This is a genomic window from Streptomyces sp. Da 82-17 (assembly GCF_046098215.1).
GTDB lineage: Bacteria > Actinomycetota > Actinomycetes > Streptomycetales > Streptomycetaceae > Streptomyces.
This window is the reverse complement of the sequence record NZ_JBJURH010000004.1, coordinates 305,659-331,853: the sequence shown is the minus strand read 5'-3', so window position 1 is coordinate 331,853 and position 26,195 is coordinate 305,659. Positions and strand designations below refer to the sequence as shown.

Below are 26,195 nucleotides of genomic sequence, written 5' to 3'. Positions count from 1 at the left end.
GATACGGGAACACAAGCCCTCGGGAGGCCCCGATGCCGCTGCCGCCGGAGTTCCACGACATCGCCAAGCGCGTGAACAACTGGGGCCGTTGGGGCGCCGACGACGAGGCGGGCACCCTGAACCTGATCACCGACGAGGTCGCACGGAACGCGACCGCCGAGGTCCGCAGCGGGCACCGGATTCCGCTCGCCCTGCCGCTCAAGGAGGACGGCGTGCAGAGCGGCATGATCCAGGGGCGGATCAACCCGTTCCACGCGATGGTGCAGATCAACCGGGAGCTGTTCGGCCCGGGCACGGTGGCCTGCAGCGACGACGTCGTGACGATGGGCCTGCAGTGCGCCACGCACTGGGACGCCCTGTCGCACGTCTCGCACTCGGGCCGCCTCTACAACGGCCGCCCCGCCGACTCGATCACGGCCCACGGCGGCGCCGAGTTCGGCACGGCGGCGTCGATGCGGCACGTCGTCTCCCGCGGCGTGCTCCTCGACGTGGCCCGCGCGAAGGGCGTCGACCGCCTCCCCGGCGACCACGCGGTCACCCCCGAAGACCTGGACGAGGCCGAGGAGTTGGCGGGCACGCGGGTCCGCGCCGGGGACGTCGTGCTCGTACGGACCGGGCAGGTGCAGGTGTATCTGGCGGGCGACAAGCACGGGTACGGCTATCCGTCGCCGGGCCTGTCGATCCGTACGCCGCAGTGGTTCCACGCGCGGGACGTGGCGGCGGTCGCCGATGACACGTTGACGTTCGAGATCTTCCCGCCGGAGATCGAGGATCTGTGGCTGCCGGTGCACGCCCTGGACCTGGTGGAGATGGGCATGCCGCAGGGGCAGAACTGGTTCCTGGAGGAGTTGTCCACAGCCTGTGCACAGGAGTCGCGGTACGCGTTCCTGCTGTCCGCGATGCCGGAGCCGTTCGTCGGCGCGACGGGCACACCGGTCGCGCCGGTCGCGATCCTCTGACCCGGCGGACGATCACCGAGGGCGCTCACCGAGGGCGCCCACCCGCACACAAACCACCACTGCGGGTGTTGACGTCCGGTGTCCGTTTCCTCACCCTTGTGGCAGCGATCCGCCGTGAGGGGACGTCGAGAGCCCGGCGAGGGGGCGGCACTCGGCGAGTGCGTGTCGTGTTCGTTGGCGGCGCGCGGTGTCCCGCTCGGGGTGACATGAGCGCGCCGCCATCCCCCACGCCGTACGGCCAAGTCCCTTGCGGGAAGCGGCCGTCGACGGTCGTCCGGGGTGATCGGGCCGGTCAGGCGGGGAAGGGGACGACCCGGGCCGGGCCCAGGTGTCGCACTCCCGCGGTGTCGCCCGCGTCGGCCGTGGGTTTCGGGTCGGGGGCACAGCGGTCGACCTCGCACCAGATGCGTTTGCCCGCGCCGTCCTGCTGCCAGCCCCAGCGGTCCGCGAGGCCGTCGACGAGGGCCAGGCCGCGCCCGTTGGTGTCGTCGCCCTCGGCCTGCCGGGGCCGGGGCGGGCGGGCGCTGGCGTCGGAGACCTCCACGCGCACCGTGCCCGGCTCGGACTCCGGGAGCCGGGGCAGCAGGATGCGGAGCACGGCCGGGCAGCCCGTGTGCACCACGGCGTTGGTGACCAGCTCCGAGATCAGCAGCACCAGCGTCTCCGCCAGCGGCTCGTCCGCCTCTATTCCGGAACCGGCGAGCCGTGACCTCGCCCACCTACGGGCCCGCCCCACCTCCGCGGGGTCGGGGCGGACCTCCGTCTGAACTTGAAGCACCTGCACCGCTCACACCATCCGAACCGGCGGACACATCGCCTCGTGTCTCGTCGAGGTCACGGAACGTGAACCCCGTACGAGACAGCATGGTTGACGTACAGTCACCCCAACAAGCGCTTCGGGCATATTCCAGCGCGAAGGAGTACGCGTGCGGCATACTGTGCGACGCGCGCCGCGGGGTGTCGAACAGGGGGGCGCGGGACGCCGCCATGCCCTGCGAGAGGCGGGCAACGCCGGTTCCGGAAGCGCCGTACAGGCCCCACCGGTATGGCTCGCCAAGAGAACCGCTCGCATCCCACGGAGCGTACCGGAGCGTCGCGCCGACTCCGTGCCGTGACGAGTCACACCTCGGACACAAGCCGATATCGACGCCGCACGGTCACTCTGTGCTGCATTCACGGACCGTTCTTGGCAGTCATTCGATCACTTGCGGCTACGCCGCCCACGGCGCGGCCGGTCCCGCCGCCGAGATCAGAGCGCCGCCGCCCACGCCTCCTCCACCCCGCCCGCCGACGGCCCGAGCTCGGCGCGCAGCCAGGCCCGTTTGAGGTGCAGATGCACGTCGGACTCCCAGGTGAAGCCCATGCCGCCGTGCACCTGGAGGCAGTCCCGGGCACCCAGGACGGCGGCCTCGTCGGCGAGCAGGGCGGCACCGGTGATCTCGGCGGGGTCGGCGGTGACGGCGGCCGCGTAGACCGCGGCGCGGGCCAGCTCGGTGCGGACGAGCATCTGCGCGCACAGGTGCTTCACGGCCTGGAACGCGCCGATCGGCTGCCCGAACTGGGCCCGCTCCCCCGCGTACCGCACGGCCGTCTCGCAGCTGCGGGCGGCGCTGCCGAGCTGTTCGGCGGCGGTGAGCAGCACGGCGACCGGGTCGGGGGATTCGGGCGCCGTGGGCGTGCGGTGCAGCGGGGTGAGCGGGTCGACGGAGCGCACGGGCACGGCACGGGCGGTGTCGCCGCGTACGACGTCGGAGGCGTCCAGCCAGGGGACGAGGCCGCCGGGGTCGACGGCGGTGACCACCGTCGCGCCGGTCGCCGCGCCCTCGACCTCGCCGGCCGCGAGGTGGGTGGCGACCAGCGGGCCGGGGAGCAGGGCGCGGCCGGCCTCCTCGAAGGCGAGCACCGCCTCGGGCAGTCCGAGGCCGACGCCGCCCTCGGACTCCGGGAGCCGCAGCGCGAAGAACCCGGCGGCGCCGAGCTCTCGCCACAACTCCCGGTCGAGCACCGGCCCTTCGGGCGCGTCGGCGAGGGCCCGGAGCGCCGTACGGTCGAAGCGTCCGGCCAGGAGCGCGCGTACGCCCTGCTGCAAGTCCCGCTGGTCGGAGGTGAGTTGGAAGTCCACGGCGGTCTCACCGGCCCTTCGGCAGGCCGAGGATGCGCTCGGCGACGATGTTCTGCTGGATCTGCGAGGTGCCCGCGGCGATCGTGTACGAGAGGGAGGAGAGCCGGTCGAGCACCCAGTCGTGGTCGGCGTCGAGCGCGCCCGCCCCGAGGACCTCGGCGGCCGTGTCGTACAGCTCCTGGCGGGCGTGCGAGTAGCGGAGCTTGAAGACGGAGCCGCCGGCGCCGGGGACGCCGCCGGTGCGCTGGGCCTCGGAGACGTTCCACTGGGTGAGCCGCCACAGGGCGTGGAACTCGACGTTCAGGCGGCCGAGCCGGCGGCGCAGCACCGGGTCGTCCCAGCGGCCGTTCTTGCGGGCCTCGGCGGCGAGGGCGCCGAGGGTGCGGCGGCAGGCGACGACCTCGCCGACGAAGGCGGTGCCGCGCTCGAAGGAGAGGGTGACCATGGTGACGCGCCAGCCGTCGTTCTCCTCCCCCACCCGGTTCGCCACCGGGACCCGCACCTCGTCGAGGAACATCTCCGCGAACTCGGTGGACCCGGCGAGGGTGCGCAGCGGTCGTACGGTGACGCCGGGGGCGTCCATGGGCATCGCGAGCCAGCTGATGCCGCGGTGCTTGGGCGTCCTGGCGGTCACGGGGGCGGTGCGGACGAGGAGTTCGCACCAGTCGGCGACCTCGGCGTGCGAGGTCCAGATCTTGGAGCCGGTGACGACGTAGTGGTCGCCGTCGCGTACCGCCCGGGTGCGCAGGGCCGCGAGGTCGGACCCGGCGTCCGGTTCGCTGAAGCCCTGGCACCACACCTCGTCGCCGCGCAGGATCGGCGGCAGCCAGCGGGCCCGCTGCTCGGCGGTGCCCTCGGCGGCGATCGTCGGCCCGGCGTGCAGCAGGCCCACGAAGTTCGCGCCGACGTAGGGCGCCCCGGCCTGCTCGGTCTCCTCCAGGAAGATCAGGTGCTGGGTGGGGGTCGCGCCCTGTCCGCCCGCGTCGACGGGCCAGTGCAGCCCCGCGTACCCGGCGTCGTACAGCCGCCGCTGCCAGCCGAGGTCGTAGGCGCGGCGGCCGGGCCAGTCGGCGGGGTCGGGGCGGGGCGGGAGCTGCGGGAGGGTGTCGGCGAGCCAGGCGCGGAGCCGGGCCCGGAACTCGTCCTCTTCCGCGGTGTACGTCAGGTCCATGGGGTCCCCTCGCCGCAGTACGGATCGACATGAGCCCGACGCGGCCGTGTCCGACCGTCCGCCCTGCGGAACGCCGCGCTACCTGATGGCCCGTCAGTTCTGCTTGGACCGAGGCTAGCCTCCGCACCTCTGGACCGACAAGGCGGTGACGCCTACGCTCTGCCCCGATCTGACAGATCGTCAGCTGTACCGGACCGGGAGGTCGGCATGCGCGACACCGCACACGGACTGGGCAACTCCCCGACGCTCTGGGAACTGATCCGCCGCCGCGCCGAACTCACCCCGGACCGCCCGGTGCTGATCCAGGCCGAGGCCGACCCGGCCGACGACCGCACGCTCACCTTCGGCGCCCTGCGCGAGCGCGCGGAACGGGTCGCGGCCGGCCTGCACGAGCGCGGCGTACGCCCCGGCACGGTCGTCGCCTGGCAGCTGCCCACCCGGATCGAGACGGTGCTGCTCAGCGCCGCCCTGGCCCGGATCGGCGCGGTCCAGTCCCCGGTGATCCCCTTCTACCGGGACAAGGAGGTCGGGTTCGCGCTGCGCGAGTCGAAGGCCGAGTTCTTCGCGACGCCCGGGATGTGGCGCGGCTACGACCACACGGACCTGGCCCGCAGGCTCGGCGCGCGCGGCGTCTTCGAGGCGTACGCGGACCTCCCCGAGGCGGACCCGGCCGTGCTGCCCGCGCCGCCCGCGAACGGCACCGACGTCCGCTGGATCTACTGGACGTCCGGCACGACCTCCGACCCCAAGGGCGTGCTGCACACCGACCGTTCACTGATCGCGGGCGGCTCCTGCCTGGCGCACGCGCTGCGCCTGACCCCGTCGGACGTCGGCTCGATCGCGTTCCCCTTCGCCCACATCGGCGGCCCCGACTACCTGGTGATGCTGCTGCTGTACGGCTTCCCCGCGGTGCTGTTCGAGAAGTTCGCGCTGCCGGACGCCCTCGACGGCTACCGCCGCCACGGCGTCACCACGGCCGGCGGTTCCACGGCGTTCTACTCGATGTTCCTCGCCGAGCAACGCAAGGACCCCGCCCGGAAGTTGATCCCGTCCCTCCGCCTCCTCGCGGGCGGCGGCGCCCCGAAGCCCCCGGAGCTGTACCACGCGGTCGTACGCGAGCTGGGCTGCGCGCTCACCCACGGGTACGGCATGACCGAGGTCCCGATGATCACCATGGGCTCCCCGGACGACAGCGCCGAGAACCTCGCCGGTACGGAGGGGCGGCCGCCGGAAGGGATGGAGATCCGCATCACCGACGCCGACGGCAAGCCGCTGCCCGCGGGGGTCGACGGGGAGGTGCGGCTGCGCGGGGAGGCGGTGTGCCGGGGCTACCTGGGGGCGGGACAGTCCGCTGCGGCCTTCGACGCGGACGGGTTCCTGATCACCGGCGACCTGGGGCATCTGAAGGAGAGCGGGCATCTCGTCCTGACCGGCCGGGCGAAGGACGTGATCATCCGCAAGGGCGAGAACATCTCGGCGAAGGAGATCGAGGACCTGCTGCACGCGCACCCGGCGGTCGGCGAGGCCGCGGTGATCGGACTGCCGGACCCGGAGCGCGGCGAGCGGGTCTGCGCGGTGGTCGAACTCCCGCCGGGCGGCGCGGAGTTGACGCTCCCGGAGCTGGTGGCGTACCTCCGGGGGGCGGGCCTGTCCCCGCACAAGCTGCCGGAACAGCTGGAGCTGGTGGAGGCCCTGCCGCGCAACGAGACGCTGCGCAAGGTCCTCAAGTACAAACTGCGGGAGCGGTACGCGTGAGCCGGCACACCGCTCCCGGTCAGGTCACGCGTCGGGGGCGGGCGTCGTGAAGTAGGCGGCGAAGGCGGTGAGGATCTCGTCCTCGGAGATCCGGCCGTCGCCGTCGGAGTCCAGGGCGGCGGCGGCCGCGGCGGCGGTCTGCGCGTCCGCGCCGAGCACCTTCAGGACGCGCTCGGTGGCCTGCGGGGTGGCGCCCTGCCCGTCCTCGTCGGCCACGGCGATCGCGGCCTTCAGGAACGGGCGGGCGATCTCGGCGAACCGCTGCGGGCTGTCCCGCAGCCGCTTCACGGCGCCGGTGACGAACTCCTCGCGGGTCACACGCTGGTCCCCGTCGACATCGGCGATGCCCGCCATGCCCTGCCAGAACGCCTCGGCCCCCAGGTACAGCGCCTGGCCCTTGTCGCACCGCGCGGTGGTCCCGAACTCGGCGAGCACGGCCTTCGCCGCGCCGCTGAAGTCCTCGCGGTCGATGTAGCCGTTGCCGTCCTGGTCGAAGCTCGCGAATCGGGCGGCAATCTTGCGCTCGTACTCTGCGCTGTCCATCTCTCGGCCTCACAGATCAGGTGGGGTGCAGGTGCGTTCCACTGCGGTTACCAGGGAGGGTACGACGCGGGGCGGCCGGTCGGCTCCGGTTGGCGAAGCTTCCGGCCGCCTTGTAGCAGGACCGGAGGATTTCCGGAACCGAACCGATGTCCGGCGGACGAGACACCCCCGCGGCCTCCGGCTTCACCTCTCCCCCACACCCCGGACGCCCGACGGAGGTCCCGCGTCCACGGGTCGGCCGGAAAAGGCGCCTCAGGCGGAGAGGGGAGACGCGGTCTCGTCGACGGCGGTGCCCAGGTCCGGGAAGACCTCGAAGAGGCGGCGGACGCCGAGCGCGGCCAGGACCCGGTTGACGTGCGAGCCGTCCTCCGCGCCCTGCGCGGGCAGGATCAGCCGCAGCCGGCCGCGGCAGGAGCGGATGAGGCGGCGCGTGGCTATGAGGACGCCGACGCCGGACGAGTCGCAGAAGAGCACCTCGGACAGGTCGAGGACGAGGCTGCGGCGCCCCTCGGCCACGGCGTCGTGGACGCGCTGGCGCACGATGGGCGACGTCACCAGGTCCATCTCACCGCTGACCTGGATGACGGCCCAGCCGCCCTGATCGCCATCGGTCACTTTGAGCGCCATCCGCCACGCCGCCTCTCGTTCCACTCGTACGCCGCGTACGGTTCCGGGTTCGGTTCAGCCATCATGCCTGCCGCCGTGACGGCCACATCCGGAAGCCCTGCTTACGCTTCCCTGCTTCGCGGTTGCCCCGCCGCTCCCCCGTAAAACACCCCACCTGAACAACAGGCCATCCCGCAGGCCTATCACATATGCACCGATTCGATCTAGGTCGATCCAGTTCGTTCAACGGACTTCAACGGAATTCCACGCAACTTCCAGCGCAGCGTGACCAATTCACTACCATCCGCAGCCGGTCCGTGCCCCGCGTTGCCGCAAACCGAGGTGCGTTCTCGGCGGTGGGCACTACATTCGATGAAGGGTTCGCGGGTACAAGGCGCACGTACGGCGCACGTACGGTAGTGCCACGGCAGGAGGGGGCCACATGGCGAAAGACGCACCGCCCCGCTGGGACCGCAAGATGCAGCAGCGGCTCGCGCGCGGGGAGGCGGCCGCGCTCGGCGAGCTGTACGACCGGCTCGCCTCGCTCGTGCACAGCCTGGCCCACCGCGTCCTCGACGACGACGACGACGCCGGCCGCGTCACCCGCGAGGTCTTCGCCCACGTCTGGGAGAACCCCGAGGAGTACGACCCGAAGAAGGGCTCCCTGCGCTCCTGGGTCGCCGGCCTCACCCACCGGTACGCGGTGGCGCGGCTGCGGCAGACCGAGACCGAGGCGCTCGCCGACGGCGGCCAGGGCACCACGGAGGACATGGAGCAGAAGGTCCGCCGCGCCTCCGTCGCCGCCCGCGCCGACTACATCGTGACGTCCATGCCCGCCCCGCTGCGCGCCGCACTCGAACTCGCCTACTTCCAGCGGCGGGACTACCGCCAGACCGCCGCCGACCTCGGAGTGACCGAGGACGAGGCCAGGCGCCGCCTCCGCCTCGGCCTGCAACTCCTGTCCACCGCCAACGAACAGCGGCCGGCCGCCGCCCCACCGCCCGGCTACGGGAGCGCCCTGTGAACCCCGACCCCTTCGAGCCGGACCACGGCCCCGAGGGTCACGACGGCCCGGACCGGCCCGGGGAGTCCGACCCCCGCCACGGCCGCCCGGACGACGGCACCGCACCCGGCGGCGGCCCCGACGCGCGCCCGTACGACGACCGGCCGGGCCGCGACCACGGCCACCCGGAGCAGGGCCGCGCCGACCACCGGCACCCCGACCCGCGCCACCCCGACCACCTCCACCCGGACCACCGCGACCCGCGCCACCCGGACCACCTGCACGCCGACCACCGCCACGCCGACCAGGGCCTCGCGGACGACGGCACCCGCCCGGGCCCCGGCACGAGCCCCGGCCCGGACTTCGACCCCGGCTCGCCCGAGCGTTTCGGCGGGCGGTCCGCGCACGGTGGCGGCCTGCGCATACCGCCGCCGCGCAGCTCGATAGAGGACACCGGCCGCCCGCTGCCCGACCCGCCGCCGCTGCCCGCACCGAACCCGCCCGTCCTCGACCACAAGGTCCTGAAGTCGCTGCTCGGCGCCTGGGCGCTCGCCGCCTGCTCCGCCGAGGAGGCCGCCGCCGTCGAACTGCACCTCGGCAGCTGCGGCGCCTGCGCCGACGAGGCGCTGCGGCTCCGCGACGCCGTGGGCCTGCTGCACCCCGAGGAGAGCCTCGACCTCGACCCGGGCCTGCGCTCCCGCGTCCTCGCCGGCTGCCTCGACCGCCGCCCGCCGCGCATACCCGTACCCGACTGGGCCGCGCCCTACGACGCCGAGACCGCCCGGCTCGACGCCCTGCTCCAAGACTTCGGCGACGGCGAATGGCACGCCCCGGTCCGCCTGAAGTGGTACGAGGGGGACCGCGCCGTCACCCGCCGCACCACCGTCGCCGGAGTCATCGCGCACCTCCTGACGGTGGACGGGCTGGTCGCCACGACCCTCGGCCTGGAGGACCCGCTGCCCGAGGTCGCGCGCGCCGCCCTCGCCGACGGCACCCCCGCCGCCCGCACGGAGGCGTACTGGAACGCCTCCCGGTTCCCGCCGACGCGGGCCGTGCGCCTGCCCTGGCGGGACCAGAGCCACACCGTCATCCGCACCGTGTCGTTCGCGGGCGGCGGCTCCGCCGAACTGGCCGTGCCCTACGGCGAGTTCACGATGCCGCTGCGGGACTCCATGCTCGACCGCGCCTTCGAGTGCTGGGTGCACGCGGGGGACATCGCCGACGCGGTGGACTACCCGTACGCACCGCCCGCGCCCCGGCATCTGCACCGGATGATCGACCTCGCCGCCCGCATGCTGCCCGGCGCGCTCGCCGACCGGCGGCGGACCGGGCTCGCCGCGCCCGCGAAGGAACTGGTCGCCGCCGGTTCGCCCGGACGCAGCCTGCGCCTGGAGGTCGAAGGGCTCGGCGGCGGCGAGTGGCTGATCCCCCTCGACTCACCCGGAGCGGCCGCCACCGAGGAACACGAAGTGGCCCATGTCGCCCTCGACGGCGTGGAGTTCTGCCGCCTCGCCTCCGGTCACGTACCGCCCGAGGACGCCGCGGCCGGGCAGGACGGCGACCGCGAGGCGATCCGGGACGTGCTGTCGGCGGCGGCCTCGCTCAGCCGCATGTAGCCGCCGGCCGTGCGCAGCGGGGTTACGCGAAGACGACCGTGCGGCGGCCGTTGAGCAGGACGCGGCGCTCGCTGTGCCACTTCACGGCACGGGCCAGGGCCTGGCACTCCACGTCCCGGCCGACGGCGACGAGCTGCTGCGGCGTGACTTCGTGGCCGACCCGCTCGACCTCCTGCTCGATGATCGGGCCCTCGTCGAGGTCGGCCGTCACATAGTGCGCGGTCGCGCCGATCAGCTTCACACCGCGCGCGTGCGCCTGGTGGTACGGCTTGGCGCCCTTGAAGCTCGGCAGGAACGAGTGGTGGATGTTGATGATCCGGCCGCTCAGCTCCTGGCACAGCTCGTCCGAGAGCACCTGCATGTAGCGGGCCAGGACGACCAGCTCGACGTTCTCCGCGCGCACCAGGTCGAGCAGCTGCGCCTCGGCCTCCGCCTTGTTCTCCTTCGTCACCGGAATGTGGTGGAAGGGGATGTTGTACGACCCCACGAGCTCGGCGAAGTCCGTGTGGTTCGACACCACCGCGGCGATCTCCACGGGCAGCGCGCCCGTCCGCGCACGGAACAGCAGGTCGTTCAGGCAGTGCCCGAACTTGCTGACCATCAGGACGATGCGCATCTTCTCGTCGGCCCGGTGGATCTGCCAGTCCATCTGGAAGGAGTCGCCGACGGCGGCGAAGCTGGCGCGCAGCTTCTCGGCGTCCACGGCCTCGGCGGAGAAGTGCACCCGCATGAAGAACAGGCCGGTGTCGTGGTCACCGAACTGCTGGCTGTCCTCGATGTTGCAGCCGGTCATGAAGAGGTAGCTGGACACGGCGTGGACGATGCCCTGCTTGTCGGGGCAGGACAGCGTGAGGACGTACTGGTCAGTCATACGGGAAGGCTACCTGCCCCGCCCTGCCCGGCCGTGGCGGCCCAGGGCCTGTCGCCCGGATCCGGTCCTACGCCGACCTGGTCAGGATGCGCAGGACCTCAAGGGTGTGCGGCGCCGCGTCCGGGTCCTCGCCGTCGCTCGTCGCGAGGCGCACATGCGCGTCCCGCGCCGCCCGCACCGCCTCGTCCCAGCCGTGGTGGTCCAGGTAGGCGGAGACGGGGGCGTCCGGGCCGACCTGGTGCATGATCCGCAGCACCCGCAGCACGGCCACGTCGACGAGGGCCGCCTCCTGCGAGTCGCGGAAGATCGTCCCCACGTACTTCTCCGCCGACCAGTTGTCGAGCCAGGTGTCCTCGACGAGTCGGTAGACCGCGTCCGTCACGTCCCCGTACCCGTCGACACCCGCGAGCCAGACGGTCTGCTGGAACTCCGGGTCCGAGAGCATGTGCAGCGCCGAGCGCACGTTGCTGCGCCAGCGCCACCACGGCATGTCGTTCAGAGGCATGCCGCCCATGGTGGAGGAGCGGCGGCCGCGACGGGAAGACTTCTCCGAGCTTTGCACGGTTGTCGATCGTACGTTCCCCCTCCGCGGGCCCCGACCGGCCCCTGGAGTTCACCTCCACGTCACCGCGCGTTGAGGAGAGATCACTCAAAGGTTAGGGACCGCCCGGAATCGTGGCGGAACATGACTGTCCGGCGCCGCCCTCGGCTCTCCCGCCCCCTCAAGACCGCAGGCCTCGCTGCCCTGGCCCTCACCGGGCTCGCCTCGTCGACGGTCGCCTGCGGCGCGCTCCCCGGGTCGTCGGACGCGTCCGGGGACACCGTGACCGTCATGACCTGGGCACCCGACAAGACCGAGGCGACGGACATGCCCGGCATGCCCGCGATGGCGCGCGCGTACGCCCGCTGGGTGAACGCCAAGGGCGGCATCAACGGCCACCGGCTCCGGGTGCTCACCTGCAACGACCACAACGACTCGGTCGGCGCCGCGAACTGCGCCCGGCGCGCGGTCAAGGAGAAGGTCGCCGCGGTCGTCGGCTCGTACAGCCAGCACGGGCAGGCCTTCCTGTCCCCGCTGGAGGCGGCCGGCATCCCGTACATCGGCGGGTACGGGCTGACCGAGGAGGAGTTCGTCAGCCCCATGTCGTTCCCGGTCAACGGCGGCGTCGTCGCGCTGCTCGCCGGGAACGGGCGGCAGCTGGCCCGGGACTGCGAGCGGGTCTCCCTCGTACGCCCCGACACGCTCGCCGGGGACCTGCTGCCCGGGCTGCTCAACTCCGGGCTGGCGCAGGGCAGTCGGAAGCCCGCCACCGACATTCTCGCCGCGGAGGACTCCGGCGACTACACGCGCCAGGCCGAGCAGGCGCTGACCGCCGCGGGCGCCGACCGCTCCGTCGCCACCGCGCTCGGCCGGGCGGGCGCCGCCGAACAGGCCCGCGCGGGCTGCGTCACGGCCGCGCTCGGCGACCGCACGGACAGCTTCTTCGACTCCTTCCGGCGCACCCAGGAGGACCACCAGAAGGTCCGGATCTCCTCGGTCCTCGGCAGCGTCGACCAGACCTCCGTCGACCGCACGGGCGGCGCGTCCGGCCCGTACGAGGGCGCGTACGTGACGAGTTGGTACCCGGCGGCCGACGACCCGCGCTGGGACCCGATGCGGAAGGTGATCCGCGAGCAGGCCTTCGGGGACCACCGGATCGACCCGGCGAACGCCGGTGTGCAGACGACATGGATCGCGTACACGGTGTTCCGGCAGGTCGTCGAGTCGCTCGGGGACGAGGACGTGACCGCGCAGACGGTGGCGCGGGCCCTCAACGACGGTGTGCGCGCGGACACGGGCGGCCTCACGCCGAAGCTGAGCTGGCGCTTCGAGGACACGGTCGCGGCGAGCGAGTTCCCGCGCCTGGTCAACGCGAACGTGACGTACCAGGTGGTGCGGGACGGGCGGCTCGTGGCGGCCCGCAAGTCGGCGGTGGACGTGTCGCGGACGCTGGAGGAGGCTTCCTGACGGGGCGTCAACCAGCAGAAGGGCCCGGGGTGTTCGTCCGCCCCGGGCCTCTTTTGCGTCACTCCTGAGTCAGAGCTGGATCCAGGTGTGCTTCGTCAGGCTGTACTTGCCGGCGATGCCGTTCCACAGCGGCGCCGCCTCCTTCTTGGCGGCCGTGGCCTGGCCGCTGGCGGTGTTGCCCGCGGCGCGCTCGGCGGTGTTGCGGGCCTTGCCCTTGTGGCAGCCCTTCTTGCCGAGCCCCGCGACCTTGTCGGCCCACGCCGCGTAGTGGTTGTCGGCCGAAGCTGACGCCTTCCAGGCCTTGTTGAGGGCCGCGGTGAGGGCGGCGTGGTCGGGCAGCTGGTCGACCTGGAGCTGCGCGAGCCGCGTCACCAGGCCGTTGCGCTGCTCCGCCGCCGCGCGCAGATCGGTGGCGGCCTGGCCGAGGTTGCGGCAGGACTCGATGGACTTCACCGAGTTGATGACCGACTGGCGGCTGTCGTTGCTCTCGGCGAGCAACTTGTCGAGCGCGACGGCCTGTTCCTCCGCCGGGTCCGTCGTCGGGGACGGCTCGGCGGCGGGCTCGGACTCGGCGACGTTCTTCGGCTCGTCCTTCTTCTCGTCCTCGCCGCTCGACGCGATCAGCGCGCCCGCGCCGACGCCGAGCAGCGCGATGGCCACACCGATCGCGGCGAACAGCGGCACCTTGGACCCGGTGCGGCCCGCGGCCGGCTCCGGCTGGGCCGCGTACTGCGGCTGCCCCGCGCCCGGTCCGGCCGGGGGCTGGGCGAACTTCGGCATCTGCTGGGTCGATTCGGCGCCGCCGCCCCCGCCCGGCTCACTGCGGAAGAGGCTGTCGAACTCGGCGGGCGGCTGCCGGTCGCCGGGCGCACCGGGCCGGATGCCGTACGGGGCGGACGCGGGCGCGGGCGGCACCGGCGCGATGTACTGCGTGGCCTCGGAGTCCGGGTTCCCGCCCGCGGCCGGGGGCTGCGGCATGGGCTGCCGGCCGAGGAACTGCGTGGCGTCGGCGGCGGGCGCCTCGGGCGGAAGCGCACCGGGAAGCGGAGCGCCCTGCGAACCGCCGTACGAGCCCTGGGAGTTGGGGTCGCCCTGCGCCCCGTGGGGGACGTTCTGGGCGTTCTGCGGTACGGCGGACAGGTACTGCGTCGCCTCCGCGTCGGCGGCCGGCGGCAGCGGGGCGCCACCGGGCGCGGTCGGCGCGGCGGGCGGCAGCGGCGCGCCCTGCGGGGGCTGCTGCGGCTGGGGCTGCGGGAGTTCGGCGCCGGGCTGCTGCTGGTGCGGCTGCGGCAGCGCGGCACCGGACTGCGCCTGGTGCGGCTCGGGCAGGGCGCCGCCGGTCTGCGGCTGGTGCGGCGCGGGCAGGGCCCCTCCGGACGGGGGCTGCGGCTGGGACGGCAGCGCGCCGAGCGGCTGCGCGCCCGGCAGCGAACCGTCGGCGGCCTGCGGAAGCCCGGGCGCCTGCGGCTGCTGCGGCGCGGGCGGGGCGGGCGGCGCGGGCGGGAGGCCGGGGGTCTCCTGCTGCGGCTGCGCCGGAATCCCGGGCGCCGCCTGCGGGGAGGCCTCGTACGGCTGAGGCTGGGCCTGGGCCTGGGGCTGCGACTGCGGCTGGTGCTGCTGAGGCTGGGGCGACGGCTGGGGCTGTTGGTGCTGCTGCGCGTAGGGCTGCGGGTCCTGCGCGTAGTGCTGCTGCTGGTGCTGCATCGCGTACGGCTGCTGCTCCTGCGGGGCGTACGCCTGCGGGGCGGCGGACTGCTCGTAGGGCTGCGGCTCGTAGGACGGCTGGGGCTGCGGCGTTCCGTACGGCTGCTGCGGGGCGCCGGGCGGCGGGGTCTGGCCCCAGGCCTGGCCCGGGGCGAAGCCGTCGGCCTGGCCGCCGTAGGAGGGCGGGGACTGCGGGGCGTCCGGGCCCCAGGGCTGGCCCCACGGCGTGCCGCCCGCGGGCACCGCCTGGTCTCCATAGGTGCCCGGCACCAGGGGCTCTCCGCCGTCGGCGGGCAGCACGACACCTTCGTGCGCGGGCCGCGCCGCGGGTATCTGCGGCTCCTCGCCCTGTCCGCTCTGCGTCACCGGGACTCCTACATATGGGGGGACCTACGGAATCGTCGGCTCACGCTACCGGGTCCCTGATACGGGTTGCTACGCAGCTCCGCTCCCCGGACCCCGCCCCGATCCGATCCGTGACCTGCCGTAACCGCCGGTTCACCGGCCCGACGTGGAATCCCTCACGCCGCCTGCCCCTGGAGCCGGGCGCCGAACTCGCGCACCGCGGGCTGGTCGCGGTACGGGGCGAGGCGGTCGTGGAAGTCCTCCAGGTACTCGCCGCCCCGGTTGGAGCGCAGCGTGCCCAGCAGCTCCACCGCCTGCGTGCCGGTGTGGCAGGCCTGCTCGACCTCGTGCTGCTGCAGCTGCGCCGTGGCGAGCAGGACCAGGCCGATCGCCCGGCGCCGGGCCCGCGACTCGGGGTGCCCGTCGAGGGAGTCCTGGGCGGCGCGGGCGGCGGCCTGCGCGTGGCCGAGGTCACGGTGGCAGTGCGCGAGCTCGTCCGCGAGGTACGCCGCGTCGAAGTGCCGGATCCACACCGGGTCCTCGACCGCCGAGTCCGCCCGGTCGAGGGCGGCCTCCGCCTTCGCGGCGACGGTGTGCGCGGAGCGGGCGTCGCCGAGCAGGGCGTGGCCGCGCGCCTCGGCCGCGTAGAACATGGCCTCGGCCCGCGGGGTGACCCGGCCGCGGGCGCCCTCCTGCGCGGCGCGCGCGAGCTGGGCGATCTCCCGCGGGTTGCCGAGCTGCGCGGCGAGGTGGCTCATGGACGCGGCGAGCACGTACCCGCCGTAGCCGCGGTCGCCGGCGGCCTGGGCCAGACGGAGGGCCTGGATGTAGTACCGCTGGGCGAGGCCGGCCTGCCCGGTGTCCACCGCCATGTAGCCGGCGAGTTCCGTCAACCGGGCCACGGCGGCGAAGAGTTCACGCCCGACGGCCTCCCGGTAGGCCCCGGCGAGCAGTCCGGACACGACGGAGTTGAGGTAGTGCACGACGACGGGCCGGACATGGCCGCTGCCGTACTGGTGGTCGAGCTGGACGAGCGAGTCGGTCATCGCGCGGACCGCGGCCACGTCGGAACGGCCGACGCGGCTGCCCGCGGTCCGGGCGACCGCCGTGTCCGTCGCCATGATCAGCCAGTCGCGGCTGGGCTCGACGAGCGCGGAGGCGGCGACGGTCGACCCGGACAGGAAGTCCCGTCTGCCGACGTCGCTGCGCCACAGCTCGCAGACCTGCTCGATCGCGCCGAGGACCGTCGGCGAGAACTGCAGGCCGACGCCGGAGGCGAGGTTGCGGCCGCCCGCCATCCCGATCTCGTCGATCGTGACCGCGCGGCCCAGTTTGCGGCCGAGGGCCTCGGCGATGATGCCGGGCGCGCGGCCGCGCGGCTGCTGGCCGCGGAGCCAGCGGGCCACGGAGGTCTTGTCGTAACGGAGATCGAGTCCGTGCTCCGCGCCGCACATGTTGACGCGGCGGGCGAGGCCGGCGTTGGAGCAGCCGGCCTCCTGGATGAGCGCCTGCAGCCGTTCGTTGGGCTGTCGCGCGACGAGAGGCCTGGCGGCCATGGCGTACCCCCTGTGTGCGCCGGAAGAAGCGTCCCGGTGAACGATGCCCATCGGGTGCTCGGAAATGCGGATCAATTTCCGGCATAGCGCGATATAGCTACCGTTCCGCCTGGCCGGGCTGGCTGGCCGGATTGGCTGGCCGGGCCGGATGCCGGTCGGCCGACCCCGGCCGGCTGTGCGGGCTTCGCTGCGGTGTGGCGGTGCGGGCTCGCGGCGGCGTGGCGGTACGGCTGCGCGTTCTCCGGCCGCTGCCCCGGCCGGACGCCGGTCGTCGGGCCTGTCTCGCTCGGCCCGTTCTCGGTACTCCCTCCAGCTGGCTACCCGCCCCCGCTGCCGATCCGCGTGCGCGCCCCCGGCCATGCATCCGTGCGCCCCGTGTGCAGGAACGGTGCGCCGGGGCGGCGCCGGGTCAGGGTGCGGGAGCGTCCCTGGTCAGCGCCTTGCGCGGGGGTGCGGAACAGGCGGATGGGAGGGCGTAACCCAAGGTGACGGCGGGAGTTGAGATGTGCGTGGAAGAGACCATCGAAGTCGCCGAAGTCGCCGAAGTCGCTGAAGCCGCCGAAGTCGCCCGGGCCGCGCAGGTCCCGCAGCAGCGTGGGGAGCAGTTGCCCGACACCGCGGTGCGCTACGCGAAGGAGCGGCACTGGGACGTGTTCCCCGGCACCTGGCTGGAGGCCGAGGGCGGCTTCGAGCGCTGTAGTTGCGGGGACGCGTCCTGCGAGGTGCCGGGCGCCCATCCCGTACGCGAGGACTGGAGGAACCAGGCGACGGGCAGCGCCACTGTGGCCCGGCGGTTGTGGTCGAAGCAGCCTGCGGCGTCGATCCTGCTGCCGACGGGCCGGACGTTCGACGCGCTGGACGTGCCGGAGTCGGCCGGGTTTCTGGCGTTGGCGCGGATGGAGCGGATGGATCTGACGCTCGGCCCGGTCACGCTGACTCCGGGCCGCCGGATGCAGTTCTTCGTCCTGCCGGGCGCGGCGCCCAAGACGTCTGATCTGGTACGGAAGTTGGGCTGGCCGCCGGCTTCCCTGGATCTGCGGGCGCTGGGCGAGGGCGACTGGGTGGCGGCGCCGCCGACGCGGGTCGGCGGGCGGGGCGCGGTGCAGTGGGTGCGCCGGCCGACGCCGGCGAACCGGTGGCTGCCGGACGCGGAGGAGCTGATCAGTTCGCTGGCGTACGCGTGCGGGCGGGAACGACGGGCGTAGGTACGGGAGTTGGGGCCTCGCCTGCGGGCGGCCCGAAGCCGCCTCAGCCTATGAGCGCGCCGTCCAGGAAGGGTTCGATCGCTGCTCGCCAGCCCGGGCCCGGGGCGTAGTGCACGAGGTGGCCCGCGTCCGGAACTTCCGCGTACGTCCCTCGGGGCAGGACGCGGACCATTTCCTGGGCTTCGGCGCGGCCCAACTCCCCGTCCAGGCCCCGGACCACGAGCGTGGGGCACTGGACCTGGGCGAGCTCCTCCCAGTGCGCGTCCAGCACCCAGGTCTCGCGGGACGTGAGCATCCTGGCCGGGTCGAAGACGGGCCGCCAGCCGTCCTCGGACTCGGCCATCACCTCCGCGTAGAACGCGCCGCGGACCGGGTCCGGGTGTTCCACCCACGGGTCGTCCTCGCCGAACCAGCGCCGGACCGCGTCCAGGGACGGGAAGGGCACCGGCCAGGTCTTGAACCAGTCCGTCCACTCCCGCTGCGAGGCGGCGCCCAGCGCGGAGGCCCGCATGTCGCAGATGACCAGCCCGCGCACCAGGTCGGGCCGCCGTGCCGCCAGCTGCCAGGCGGTGAGGGCGCCCATGGAGTGCCCGACGAGGACGGCGGGCGCGAGGCCGAGCTGGACGAGGGCGGCCTCGGCGTCCTCCACATAGGCCTCTCTCGTGTACGGCCCCGGGGGTTTCTCGCTGTCGCCGTGGCCCCGCTGGTCGAGCGCGACCGCGCGGTGCCGGCCGGCGAGCCAGGCGGCGGTGCCCGCCCAGTGCGAGGCGCGGCCCATCAGGCCGTGCAGCAGCAGCACACCCGGACCCGCCGACTCCTGGGTCTTGGGCGGTTCGCCGAACTCCCAGGCGGCGAGGCGCGTGCCTCCCGCTCCGATGACATCGATGCGCCGCATCTTCCTGGCACCCCCTTTACGGGCCCGAATTCCCCTGAGTCGCCCCGTACGCCGTGGTTCACGACGCACGAGCCACGTTATCGAACCCCCATTCGAGAATGCGGCTCCTGGCGGCAACACCCCTCATTCGAGTGACCACGCTCAAGGATTGACACGTGCGGCCGAGGGGAGATCTTCAGCGGGAGGCGGGCCGCTCGGGGAAAACGGTCCGACGGGATTGACCTTGAGAGCTCGGGGCTCCAGGTCAGCACAGGGGAGGAAGAGCCCCGGCGCTGCACGGCGCCGGGGCTCACCCGTTCCGCACGGCACATCGTCCCGCCCCCTCCCGACGGCCAAACGCCTCACCGGACAGGCTTGCACGCAAATCGCCCGGCCGCTGCGATTCCGCACAGTGAATCTTGGATTCCCGCCCCCGGTCCCCGGAAAAGCTTCCGCCGGACCCCAACGAGTGCTCCCCGACGGGAAGTTGACACAGCTCCGCCCGACACAGCTCTGCCCGCCGGGCGAGGCCCGGCGGGCAGTGAGGACGACGAGGAGCTGGGCTCCCCCTCCCGCTAGCGCTTCGCCACGAAGACGTGCGACGCGATCTCCGCCTCCAGCTCCGCGGCCTCGCCGCTGCTGCCGACCAGGACTCCGCCCGGCGACTGCGTCACGCTCACCACGGCGCCCGGCTGCACACCGGCCCGCCGCAGCGTGTACATCAACTGCGCGTCCGTCTGGATCGGCTCTCCGATGCGGCGCACGACGACCGTCTTGCCGTCTCCGTCCGCCTCCAGGTCGGCCAGGCTGACCATGCCCTCGTCGAGGAACGGGTCGGCCTCCGCCTTCTCGCCCAGCTCCTCCAGGCCCGGGATCGGGTTGCCGTACGGCGACTCGGTGGGGTGGCGGAGCAGTTCGAGGACGCGGCGCTCCACGGCCTCGCTCATCACGTGCTCCCAGCGGCAGGCCTCGGCGTGCACCTGCTCCCACTCCAGGCCGATCACGTCGACGAGCAGGCACTCGGCGAGGCGGTGCTTGCGCATGACGCGGGTGGCGAGGCGGCGGCCCTCCTCGGTGAGCTCCAGGTGCCGGTCGCTGGCGACGGACACCAGTCCGTCGCGCTCCATGCGCGCCACCGTCTGGCTGACCGTCGGGCCGCTCTGGTCGAGCCGCTCGGCGATCCGGGCGCGCATGGGGACCACACCTTCCTCCTCGAGCTCGAGGATGGTGCGGAGATACATCTCCGTCGTATCGATCAGTCCGGACATACGTGCCCCTCATGCTGTGACAGAAAAGTGGGCTGCGGGTCGGCGCCCCGCAGCGTCCTGCGCTGGCCCTGCCTCAATTCTGACGCATAGCGCCGACAACCGTGCCGTGCCGGGGGATCCGGGGCCCGGGGCCGGACCGCGGGCGTATTGACAGGGCACTGGTCCAGACCGCAACGTGATCCGCGGCAGGCACCCACGCCGCCCTTGTCAGGCACCTTCCCGGGAGAGGCCCTCGACGATGAGCCCCACGAGCGACGGCAGCGAGAACAAGCTGGCCGGGCAGTACTTCGACGCGGCGATCGGGCTGATCGAGCGGGTGCGGGACGAGGAGGGCGGCGCGATCGCGGAGGCGGCCACGGCGCTCGCCGACACCGTCGAGTCCGGCGGCCGGCTCTTCGCGTTCGGGGCCGGGCACTCGTCGCTGGCCGCGCAGGACGTGGTGTACCGGGCGGGCGGCCTGGCCCTGATGAATCTGCTGGCGGTGCCCGGTGTGGTGGGCGTGGACGTGATGCCCGCGACGCTCGGCTCGGCGCTGGAGCGGGTCGACGGCCTGGCGGCGGCGGTGCTCGACACCAGCCCGGCGCGGCCCGGCGACGTCCTGGTGATCATCTCGCTGTCGGGGCGGAACGCGCTGCCGGTGGAGATGGCGATGAACGCCCGCGCGCTCGGCCTGAAGGTGATCGGTGTGACGTCGGTGGCGTACGCGTCGGAGACCCGCTCGCGGCACGTGTCCGGGACGTTCCTGAAGGACCACTGCGACATCGTGCTCGACAGCAAGATCGCGGTCGGGGACGCGGAGTTGACGGCGGAGGGCGTGGCCGCGCCGTTCGGTCCGGCGTCGAGCGTGGTCACGCACGCGCTGCTGCAGGCCACGATGGCGGCCGCGGCGGGCGAGCTGGCGGCCCGCGGTTTCGACCCGCCGATGCTCCGCTCCGGCAACGTCGACGGCGGCCACGAGTGGAACGGCCGGGTCTTCGAGCAGTACGCCGACCGGATCTTCTACCGCCGCTGACCGCCGTGCCGCCTCAGCCCTCCAGGAGCCGGGCCAGGTCCAGGGCCGCGGCGACCCGGCAGGCGACGCTTTCCGCGTAGGCCGCGTCGGGGCGTTCGAAGGGGGTGCGGGTGGCGGTGCGCAGGAAGGTGACCACGCCGAGCGTGACGCCGCGGCTGCGGAGGACCGCGCACAGGGCGTGCACCGAGTCCTGCGGCCACTGGCGGGACCGCGCCCACTCCTCGGCCTCCGCGGCCGGCACGGCGCCCGCGCTCGCGCGTACCGACCCGGCGCGGGCCACGCACTGCAGGGCCGGGTGACCTTCGGCGTACCGCACCGGGAGGCCCGCGCGGTCGCCCGGCACGACGGGGCCCGGGGACTCGGCGGGGGTGGCGGCGGCGCGGACGAGGCGGGGGACGTCGTGGTCGTCGGCGGGGTCGATCACGTCGACGAGGGCGTGGTCGGCGAAGCCGGCGAGGGCGAAGTCCAGGTGGACGCCGGCGGCCTCCGTCGGGTCCTCGCACTCGGCCGCGGCCCGGGCCGCACGCTGCAGTTGGTTGCCGCGGAAGCGCAGCTGGGCCGCCTCCTGCTCGGCGGTCTTGGTCTCGGTGACGTCCTGGAAGAGCCAGCCGACGCCGAGCGGTACGGGTTCCTCCGCGAGCGGGGAGGCGAGCCGCAGGAAGCCGCTGCGCCAGCAGCGCCGCCGCTCCCCCTCCGCACCGCGCGAGTCGCCGCCGCGGGAGTCAGCCGCACCACGGGAGTCGCCCGCACCGCGCGAGTCGCCCGTGCCGTCGTCCCCGCGTACCGACACCCAGAGTTCGGCGGGTGCGGGCGGGGCGCCTTCGGCGAGTACGTGGGTGAGGGCGCTCTCCAGTTCCTCGACGCCCTGCGTGAGGAGCTCGCCGAGGGGGCGGCCGAGGAGGGCGGTGCGGTTGGTGCCGAGGAGCCGGGCCGCGTGCGCGTTGACGACGGCGGGGCGCAGGTCGGCGTCGATGAGGACGACGCCCCAGGAGGCGTCCTCGAAGAGGGCCTCGCTGAGGGCGATGGAGCGTTCCAGGTCGATCTGGGTGTGGACCTCGCTGAACGCGCAGTACACCCCGGCGGGTTTTCCGTCGGGTCCGCGGACGGCGGCGGACTGGGTGCGGACGAGGACGCGCCCGCCGTCCTTGGTGACGAGGGCGAATTCGTGGACCTGCCGGCCGGGCGCGGTCATCGCGGCGAGCAGCCGCTCCTCGACCTCGGCGGCGTCGGCGCTGCGCACGGCCCAGCCGGCGAAGCCCTGCCGTCCGACGGCCTCGTCGGCGGTCCAGCCGAGGATGCGTTCGGCCTCGCGGTTCCAGTGCGTGATCACGCCGTCGGCGTCGAGGGCGCAGAGTGCCGCGTCCATGCCGTCGAGGAGCGCCGCCAGCAGGTCGTCGGACGCGGGGCCTTCACGTGCCTCGCGTCCGTCGCGCCCCGCGCGACCCTCGTGCCGCGCGTGTCCTCTGCCGGCGTCGTCGGCGTTGTCGGCTGCGTCGGTCGTTCCACTGTGCCGGGAAGCACTCACCTGGCCACCCCCTGCAGGACGAGTGAGCCTTGCGGCATGCGCCGCGCATGCGGTGCACAAGGATCATTCAACTCGAACGTGACGCACCCCACACCAAGTTCGGGGAAAAAGTTGCGCCGTCGTAGCCGACTGTGCAGAGGGGGTCACGCGGGGGTCGCCAAGGGCCCGGGCCGGGTACGGAATCCGTGCCGAAAACCGGTTGTGGCGCTCCCGGACGGTTCCTAGGCTTGAACCACTTCGGAAAGGAGGTGGTTCGGCAGATGTATGCAAACCGGACAGGAGAGGTGGCTGCGGGCTAGCGGTCCGTGAGTCGCACTCAGTGCGGTGCCGGACCAGCGTGTGACTGAGCACGCAGCCGGCCAATCCAACGCAGTCACCCGATCCGCGGGCCGCCGGTAAGTCCGGCCGGCTTCCCGCCGCCGAGAGCGGCGGGAACCATGGCCCGCGGATCGTCTGCGTTCACAGGCACTTGCGTACGCACGGCCCAGCGTACGTACGCGATACGTCCGCGAAGGGCCTCAGCCCGAGATCTCCTCGTACCCCTCGATGGACTGCGGGGCGCGGCTGCCGGGGCCGACGTAGCGGGCCGAGGGGCGGACGAGGCGGCCGGTGCGCTTCTGCTCCAGGATGTGCGCCGACCAGCCGGCGGTGCGGGCGCACGTGAACATCGACGTGAACATGTGCGCCGGGACCTCGGCGAAGTCCAGCATGATCGCCGCCCAGAACTCGACGTTGGTCGCCAGGACGCGGTCCGGGCGGCGGGCGTGCAGCTCCTCCAGGGCCGCCTTCTCCAGCGCCTCCGCGACCTCGAAGCGCGGCGCCCCGAGCTCCTTGGCGGTGCGGCGCAGGACGCGGGCACGCGGGTCCTCTGCGCGGTAGACGCGGTGACCGAAGCCCATGAGGCGCTCGCCCTTGTCGAGGGCCCGCTTCACGTAGGCGGTGGCGTCGCCGGTGCGCTCGATCTCCTCGATCATGCCGAGGACGCGGGACGGGGCGCCGCCGTGCAGCGGCCCCGACATGGCGCCGACGGCGCCGGAGAGGGCGGCCGCCACGTCCGCGCCGGTCGAGGCGATGACGCGGGCGGTGAACGTGGAGGCGTTCATGCCGTGCTCGGCGGCGGAGGTCCAGTAGGCGTCAACTGCCTTGACGTGCTTGGGGTCGGGCTCGCCGCGCCAGCGGATCATGAACCGCTCGACGACGCTGGACGCCTTGTCGATCTCCCGCTGCGGCACCATCGGCAGGCCCTGGCCGCGCGCCGACTGGGCGACGTACGAGAGGGCCATGACGGCGGCGCGGGCGAGGTCGTCGCGGGCCTGGGCGGCGTCGATGTCGAGCAGCGGTTTCAGGCCCCACACGGGGGCGAGCATGGCGAGCGCGGACTGCACGTCGACGCGGATGTCCCCGGAGTGCACCGGGATCGGGAACGGCTCGGCGGGCGGCAGGCCGGGGTTGAAGGCGCCGTCGACGAGGAGGCCCCACACGTTGCCGAAGGACACGTGGCCGACGAGGTCCTCGATGTCCACGCCGCGGTAGCGGAGGGCGCCTCCTTCCTTGTCGGGTTCGGCGATCTCCGTCTCGAACGCGACGACTCCTTCAAGTCCGGGTACGAAGTCGGACATCGGGCGGCTCCTCAGGTCTGGGCAGGGGTGGTGCTGCGTCGGAGGCTGTTACTCGAGGGTCGTGCTCGAAGGTCGTACGGGGAGGGTCTGCGGGGCGGTCTTCGGACGATAACTCCTGGTGCCGCGTTTGGGGAGCCCTCAGTGCCACTTCGGGTGAGTTACGCGGCACTCAGTGCCAGGAGGCGGGGTTGTGGGCGGGTGTGGGCGGGTGTCCGAACCCCCGTGCCCGTACGGCAGGATGAGCCGCGTGAACGCTTCCGACTCCGTGCTGCCGCCCGAGCCGGCGGCGATGCGCCGCCACTACCGCGCGGAGGGCATCACCGCCGACGCCCTCGCCGCCGACCCGATGACGCAGTTCGCCCGCTGGTTCCACGACGCCGCGCGCGCGGAGGAGCAGGGCGCGCTGTACGAGCCGAACGCGATGGTCGTCGGGACGGTCGACGCGGAGGGGCGGCCGAATGCGCGCACCGTGCTGCTGAAGGCGTACGACGACGGCGGGTTCGTGTTCTTCACCAACTACGAGTCCCGCAAGGCCCGCGAGCTCACGGCCCGGCCGTACGTCTCGCTGCTGTTCCCGTGGCACCCGATGGCCCGGCAGGTCGTCGTCACGGGGACGGCCCTGCGGACGGGGCGGGACGAGACGGCGGCGTACTTCCGCACCCGGCCGCACGGCTCGCAGCTCGGGGCGTGGGCGAGCCCGCAGTCGACGGTGATCGAGTCGCGGGACGAACTGGACGCGGCGTACGAGGAGTTGGAGCGGCGCTACCCGGAGGGCGAGCAGGTGCCGGTGCCGCCGCACTGGGGTGGGTTCCGGGTGGTTCCGCAGAGTGTGGAGTTCTGGCAGGGGCGGGAGAATCGGCTGCACGATCGGTTGCGGTACGTGCGGGATTCCGGGTCGGACGGCTGGCGGGTCGAACGCCTGGCGCCGTAGGCCTGCGGCCGGCTGCGGTCCACCATCGACTGCCGCGCCGTCGTGGCCGCTCGCGCAGTTCCCCGCGCCCCTGTCGGGGCACACCTGGCTGTGGGCAGGCGTTCCGCAAGGGCGGGCCGGGGGGCGGAGCCCCCTGGGGGTCAGGGGGTCAACGCCTGGTCCAGCAGCGCCGCCCACTGTTCGACGACCCGTTCCCGCCTCGCCCTGTCGTCCGTCAGGACGTTCGCCAGGCCGAGGCCTCGGGCCATGTCGAGGAAGCCCTGGACGGTTTCGCGTACGCCCGGCACGGACTCGTCGGCGCCGAGCAGCTGCACCGCGATGCGGTGGGTCTCGCGGCCGACGCGGGCCTCCAGTTCCGTGACCCGCGCATGCAGCTGCTCCTCGTGCGACGCCGCGACCCACAGGTGCAGCGCGGCCCGGAACAGCGGGCCGGTGTAGAGGTCGACGAGCGCCGCCACGACGGCCCGGCGGTTCTGCTCGGGCAGCTCCCGCAGGGCCGTCGACCGCTGTTCGGCGACGTACTCGACGGCCGCCGTGAAGAGGTCCTCGCGGGTCGGGAAGTGGTGCTGGGCCGCGCCGCGCGAGACCCCGGCGCATTCGGCGACGACCGTGACCGTGGACCCGGACCAGCCGTGCTCGGCGAGGCAGGACACGGCCGCCTCCAGGAGCTTCTGCCGGGTGGCCCGGCTGCGGTCCTGCTTCGGAGTGCGGTCGCGGTCCGTTCGTGCCGCGGCGCTCACAACGCCCATGCGGGGTCCCGTCGTTCGAAGAATGCCGTCATGCCTTCCTTGGCCTCCTTGGACGCGAACAGCGAGGCGGAACGCTGCACGAGGTCCTCCGCGTCGCGGTCGAAGGCCTCAAGGACTCTAGCCGTGGCCAGTGCCTTCGATTCGGCGAGCCCCTGCGGGGACGCCTTGCGGAGGGCGGTGAGGACGGAGTCGAGCGCCCCGTCGACGTCCTCGGCGGCCTCCGTGACGAGCCCGATGCGCTCCGCCCGCGCCGCGTCGAACCGCTCCCCGGTGAGGTAGTACCGGGAAGCGGCGCGCGGTTCCAGGCGTGGCAGCAGCGGCAGCGAGATCACGGCGGGGGCGACTCCGAGCCGTACCTCGGTGAACGCGAAGTCGGAGCCGGTCGAGGCGAGTGCGATGTCGCAGGCGCCGACGAGCCCGAGGCCCCCGGCGCGTACGTGCCCGTCGATGCGGGCGACGACCGGCTTGGGCAGTTCGACCAGCTGCCGCAGGAGCGCCACGAAGCCGTACGGGTTGGGCGGCTCTTTCAGGTCGGCGCCCGCGCTGAACGTGGACCCGCTGTGGGTGAGCACCACGGCCCGTACGCCGGGGTCCTTCGCGCAGTCGCCGAGTTCCTGGGCGAGGGCGGTGACGAGCTGGGCGGAGAGCGCGTTGCGGTTCTCCGGGGCGTCGAGGGTGAGCGTGGTGACGCCGCGGTCCCGGTGAACCGACAACGACGAGGAAGGCTGCTTCATGCGTGGTCCCCAGTTTGTG

23 protein-coding genes are annotated in these 26,195 nt (G+C 73.4%); 8 read left to right on the top strand and 15 right to left on the bottom strand.

Going from position 1 to position 26,195, the window contains the following annotated elements:
* Positions 1-32 precede the first annotated feature (32 nt).
* A complete protein-coding gene (locus ACIDOF_RS09265; RefSeq protein WP_409005247.1) occupies positions 33-959 on the top strand; it encodes a cyclase family protein in 927 nt (308 codons plus the stop codon).
* Positions 960-1,251: 292 nt separating this feature from the next.
* Here the strand turns inward: ACIDOF_RS09265 and ACIDOF_RS09260 are convergent, their stop codons facing one another.
* The 3 genes from ACIDOF_RS09260 to ACIDOF_RS09250 all read right to left on the bottom strand — a co-directional run bounded on the left by ACIDOF_RS09260 (position 1,252) and on the right by ACIDOF_RS09250 (position 4,252).
* Complete coding sequence (locus tag ACIDOF_RS09260) at positions 1,252-1,743, bottom strand: ATP-binding protein (protein ID WP_409005246.1); 492 nt, start codon at positions 1,741-1,743, stop codon at positions 1,252-1,254.
* Positions 1,744-2,208: 465 nt separating this feature from the next.
* Positions 2,209-3,081, bottom strand: a complete 873-nt coding sequence (locus tag ACIDOF_RS09255; RefSeq protein ID WP_409005245.1) for an acyl-CoA dehydrogenase family protein — start codon at positions 3,079-3,081, stop codon at positions 2,209-2,211.
* A 7-nt stretch (positions 3,082-3,088) separates the two neighbouring features.
* Positions 3,089-4,252 carry an acyl-CoA dehydrogenase gene (locus ACIDOF_RS09250; RefSeq protein WP_409005244.1) on the bottom strand — a complete coding sequence of 388 codons (1,164 nt, stop codon included), beginning with the start codon at positions 4,250-4,252 and terminating at the stop codon, positions 3,089-3,091.
* Positions 4,253-4,459: 207 nt separating this feature from the next.
* Between ACIDOF_RS09250 and ACIDOF_RS09245 the strand changes: the two genes are divergently transcribed.
* A complete protein-coding gene (locus ACIDOF_RS09245) occupies positions 4,460-6,007 on the top strand; it encodes a class I adenylate-forming enzyme family protein (protein ID WP_409005243.1) in 1,548 nt (515 codons plus the stop codon).
* Between the two features lie 24 nt (positions 6,008-6,031).
* On the opposite strand, the gene ACIDOF_RS09240 is transcribed toward ACIDOF_RS09245, so the two are convergent.
* Together ACIDOF_RS09240 and ACIDOF_RS09235 are read right to left on the bottom strand one after the other, a co-directional pair.
* Positions 6,032-6,550 carry an EF-hand domain-containing protein gene (locus tag ACIDOF_RS09240; RefSeq protein WP_409005242.1) on the bottom strand — a complete coding sequence of 173 codons (519 nt, stop codon included), beginning with the start codon at positions 6,548-6,550 and terminating at the stop codon, positions 6,032-6,034.
* A 252-nt stretch (positions 6,551-6,802) separates the two neighbouring features.
* Entirely contained in the window at positions 6,803-7,177 is a 375-nt protein-coding gene (locus ACIDOF_RS09235; RefSeq protein WP_409005241.1) for an STAS domain-containing protein, read from the bottom strand.
* Between the two features lie 421 nt (positions 7,178-7,598).
* Here ACIDOF_RS09235 and ACIDOF_RS09230 point away from each other — a divergent pair, with 421 nt between their 5' ends.
* Positions 7,599-8,180, top strand: coding sequence for a sigma-70 family RNA polymerase sigma factor (locus tag ACIDOF_RS09230; protein ID WP_409005240.1), 582 nt, complete (start codon positions 7,599-7,601; stop codon positions 8,178-8,180).
* A gap of 257 nt (positions 8,181-8,437) precedes the next feature.
* Complete coding sequence (locus ACIDOF_RS09225; protein ID WP_409005359.1) at positions 8,438-9,775, top strand: zf-HC2 domain-containing protein; 1,338 nt, start codon at positions 8,438-8,440, stop codon at positions 9,773-9,775.
* Between the two features lie 22 nt (positions 9,776-9,797).
* Here the strand turns inward: ACIDOF_RS09225 and purU are convergent, their stop codons facing one another.
* The gene (gene purU / locus ACIDOF_RS09220; RefSeq protein ID WP_409005239.1) at positions 9,798-10,646 is read right to left on the bottom strand and encodes a formyltetrahydrofolate deformylase; all 849 of its coding nucleotides are present in this window, start codon (positions 10,644-10,646) and stop codon (positions 9,798-9,800) included.
* A gap of 67 nt (positions 10,647-10,713) precedes the next feature.
* Entirely contained in the window at positions 10,714-11,160 is a 447-nt protein-coding gene (locus ACIDOF_RS09215) for an SCO4402 family protein (RefSeq protein ID WP_409005358.1), read from the bottom strand.
* Positions 11,161-11,331: 171 nt separating this feature from the next.
* Between ACIDOF_RS09215 and ACIDOF_RS09210 the strand changes: the two genes are divergently transcribed.
* Complete coding sequence (locus ACIDOF_RS09210; protein ID WP_409005238.1) at positions 11,332-12,654, top strand: ABC transporter substrate-binding protein; 1,323 nt, start codon at positions 11,332-11,334, stop codon at positions 12,652-12,654.
* A 69-nt stretch (positions 12,655-12,723) separates the two neighbouring features.
* Here the strand turns inward: ACIDOF_RS09210 and ACIDOF_RS09205 are convergent, their stop codons facing one another.
* Both ACIDOF_RS09205 and ACIDOF_RS09200 read right to left on the bottom strand, forming a co-directional pair.
* A complete protein-coding gene (locus tag ACIDOF_RS09205) occupies positions 12,724-14,724 on the bottom strand; it encodes a hypothetical protein (RefSeq protein WP_409005237.1) in 2,001 nt (666 codons plus the stop codon).
* Between the two features lie 155 nt (positions 14,725-14,879).
* The gene (locus ACIDOF_RS09200) at positions 14,880-16,259 is read right to left on the bottom strand and encodes a transcriptional regulator (protein ID WP_409005236.1); all 1,380 of its coding nucleotides are present in this window, start codon (positions 16,257-16,259) and stop codon (positions 14,880-14,882) included.
* Between the two features lie 509 nt (positions 16,260-16,768).
* On the opposite strand from ACIDOF_RS09200, the gene ACIDOF_RS09195 reads away from it, so the two are divergent.
* Positions 16,769-17,464 (top strand): bifunctional DNA primase/polymerase, encoded by a 696-nt coding sequence (locus tag ACIDOF_RS09195; RefSeq protein WP_409005235.1) that lies wholly within the window; start codon positions 16,769-16,771, stop codon positions 17,462-17,464.
* A 43-nt stretch (positions 17,465-17,507) separates the two neighbouring features.
* Here ACIDOF_RS09195 and ACIDOF_RS09190 read toward each other — a convergent pair whose 3' ends face one another.
* A complete protein-coding gene (locus tag ACIDOF_RS09190; protein ID WP_409005234.1) occupies positions 17,508-18,359 on the bottom strand; it encodes an alpha/beta fold hydrolase in 852 nt (283 codons plus the stop codon).
* A gap of 554 nt (positions 18,360-18,913) precedes the next feature.
* Complete coding sequence (locus ACIDOF_RS09185; protein WP_409005233.1) at positions 18,914-19,606, bottom strand: metal-dependent transcriptional regulator; 693 nt, start codon at positions 19,604-19,606, stop codon at positions 18,914-18,916.
* A gap of 238 nt (positions 19,607-19,844) precedes the next feature.
* On the opposite strand from ACIDOF_RS09185, the gene ACIDOF_RS09180 reads away from it, so the two are divergent.
* The gene (locus tag ACIDOF_RS09180; RefSeq protein ID WP_409005232.1) at positions 19,845-20,618 is read left to right on the top strand and encodes an SIS domain-containing protein; all 774 of its coding nucleotides are present in this window, start codon (positions 19,845-19,847) and stop codon (positions 20,616-20,618) included.
* Positions 20,619-20,631: 13 nt separating this feature from the next.
* Here ACIDOF_RS09180 and ACIDOF_RS09175 read toward each other — a convergent pair whose 3' ends face one another.
* Entirely contained in the window at positions 20,632-22,143 is a 1,512-nt protein-coding gene (locus ACIDOF_RS09175; protein ID WP_409005231.1) for a PAS domain-containing protein, read from the bottom strand.
* A 518-nt stretch (positions 22,144-22,661) separates the two neighbouring features.
* A complete protein-coding gene (locus tag ACIDOF_RS09170; RefSeq protein WP_409005230.1) occupies positions 22,662-23,762 on the bottom strand; it encodes a citrate synthase 2 in 1,101 nt (366 codons plus the stop codon).
* Between the two features lie 238 nt (positions 23,763-24,000).
* Between ACIDOF_RS09170 and pdxH the strand changes: the two genes are divergently transcribed.
* Positions 24,001-24,693 carry a pyridoxamine 5'-phosphate oxidase gene (gene pdxH / locus ACIDOF_RS09165; RefSeq protein ID WP_409005229.1) on the top strand — a complete coding sequence of 231 codons (693 nt, stop codon included), beginning with the start codon at positions 24,001-24,003 and terminating at the stop codon, positions 24,691-24,693.
* A gap of 140 nt (positions 24,694-24,833) precedes the next feature.
* Here pdxH and ACIDOF_RS09160 read toward each other — a convergent pair whose 3' ends face one another.
* Both ACIDOF_RS09160 and ACIDOF_RS09155 read right to left on the bottom strand, forming a co-directional pair.
* Positions 24,834-25,442: a TetR/AcrR family transcriptional regulator gene (locus ACIDOF_RS09160; RefSeq protein WP_409005228.1), complete on the bottom strand. Its 609-nt coding sequence runs from the start codon at positions 25,440-25,442 to the stop codon at positions 24,834-24,836.
* A complete protein-coding gene (locus tag ACIDOF_RS09155) occupies positions 25,430-26,176 on the bottom strand; it encodes an enoyl-CoA hydratase family protein (RefSeq protein ID WP_409005227.1) in 747 nt (248 codons plus the stop codon). The genes ACIDOF_RS09160 and ACIDOF_RS09155 overlap by 13 nt, the downstream gene beginning before the upstream one ends.
* Positions 26,177-26,195 lie beyond the last annotated feature (19 nt).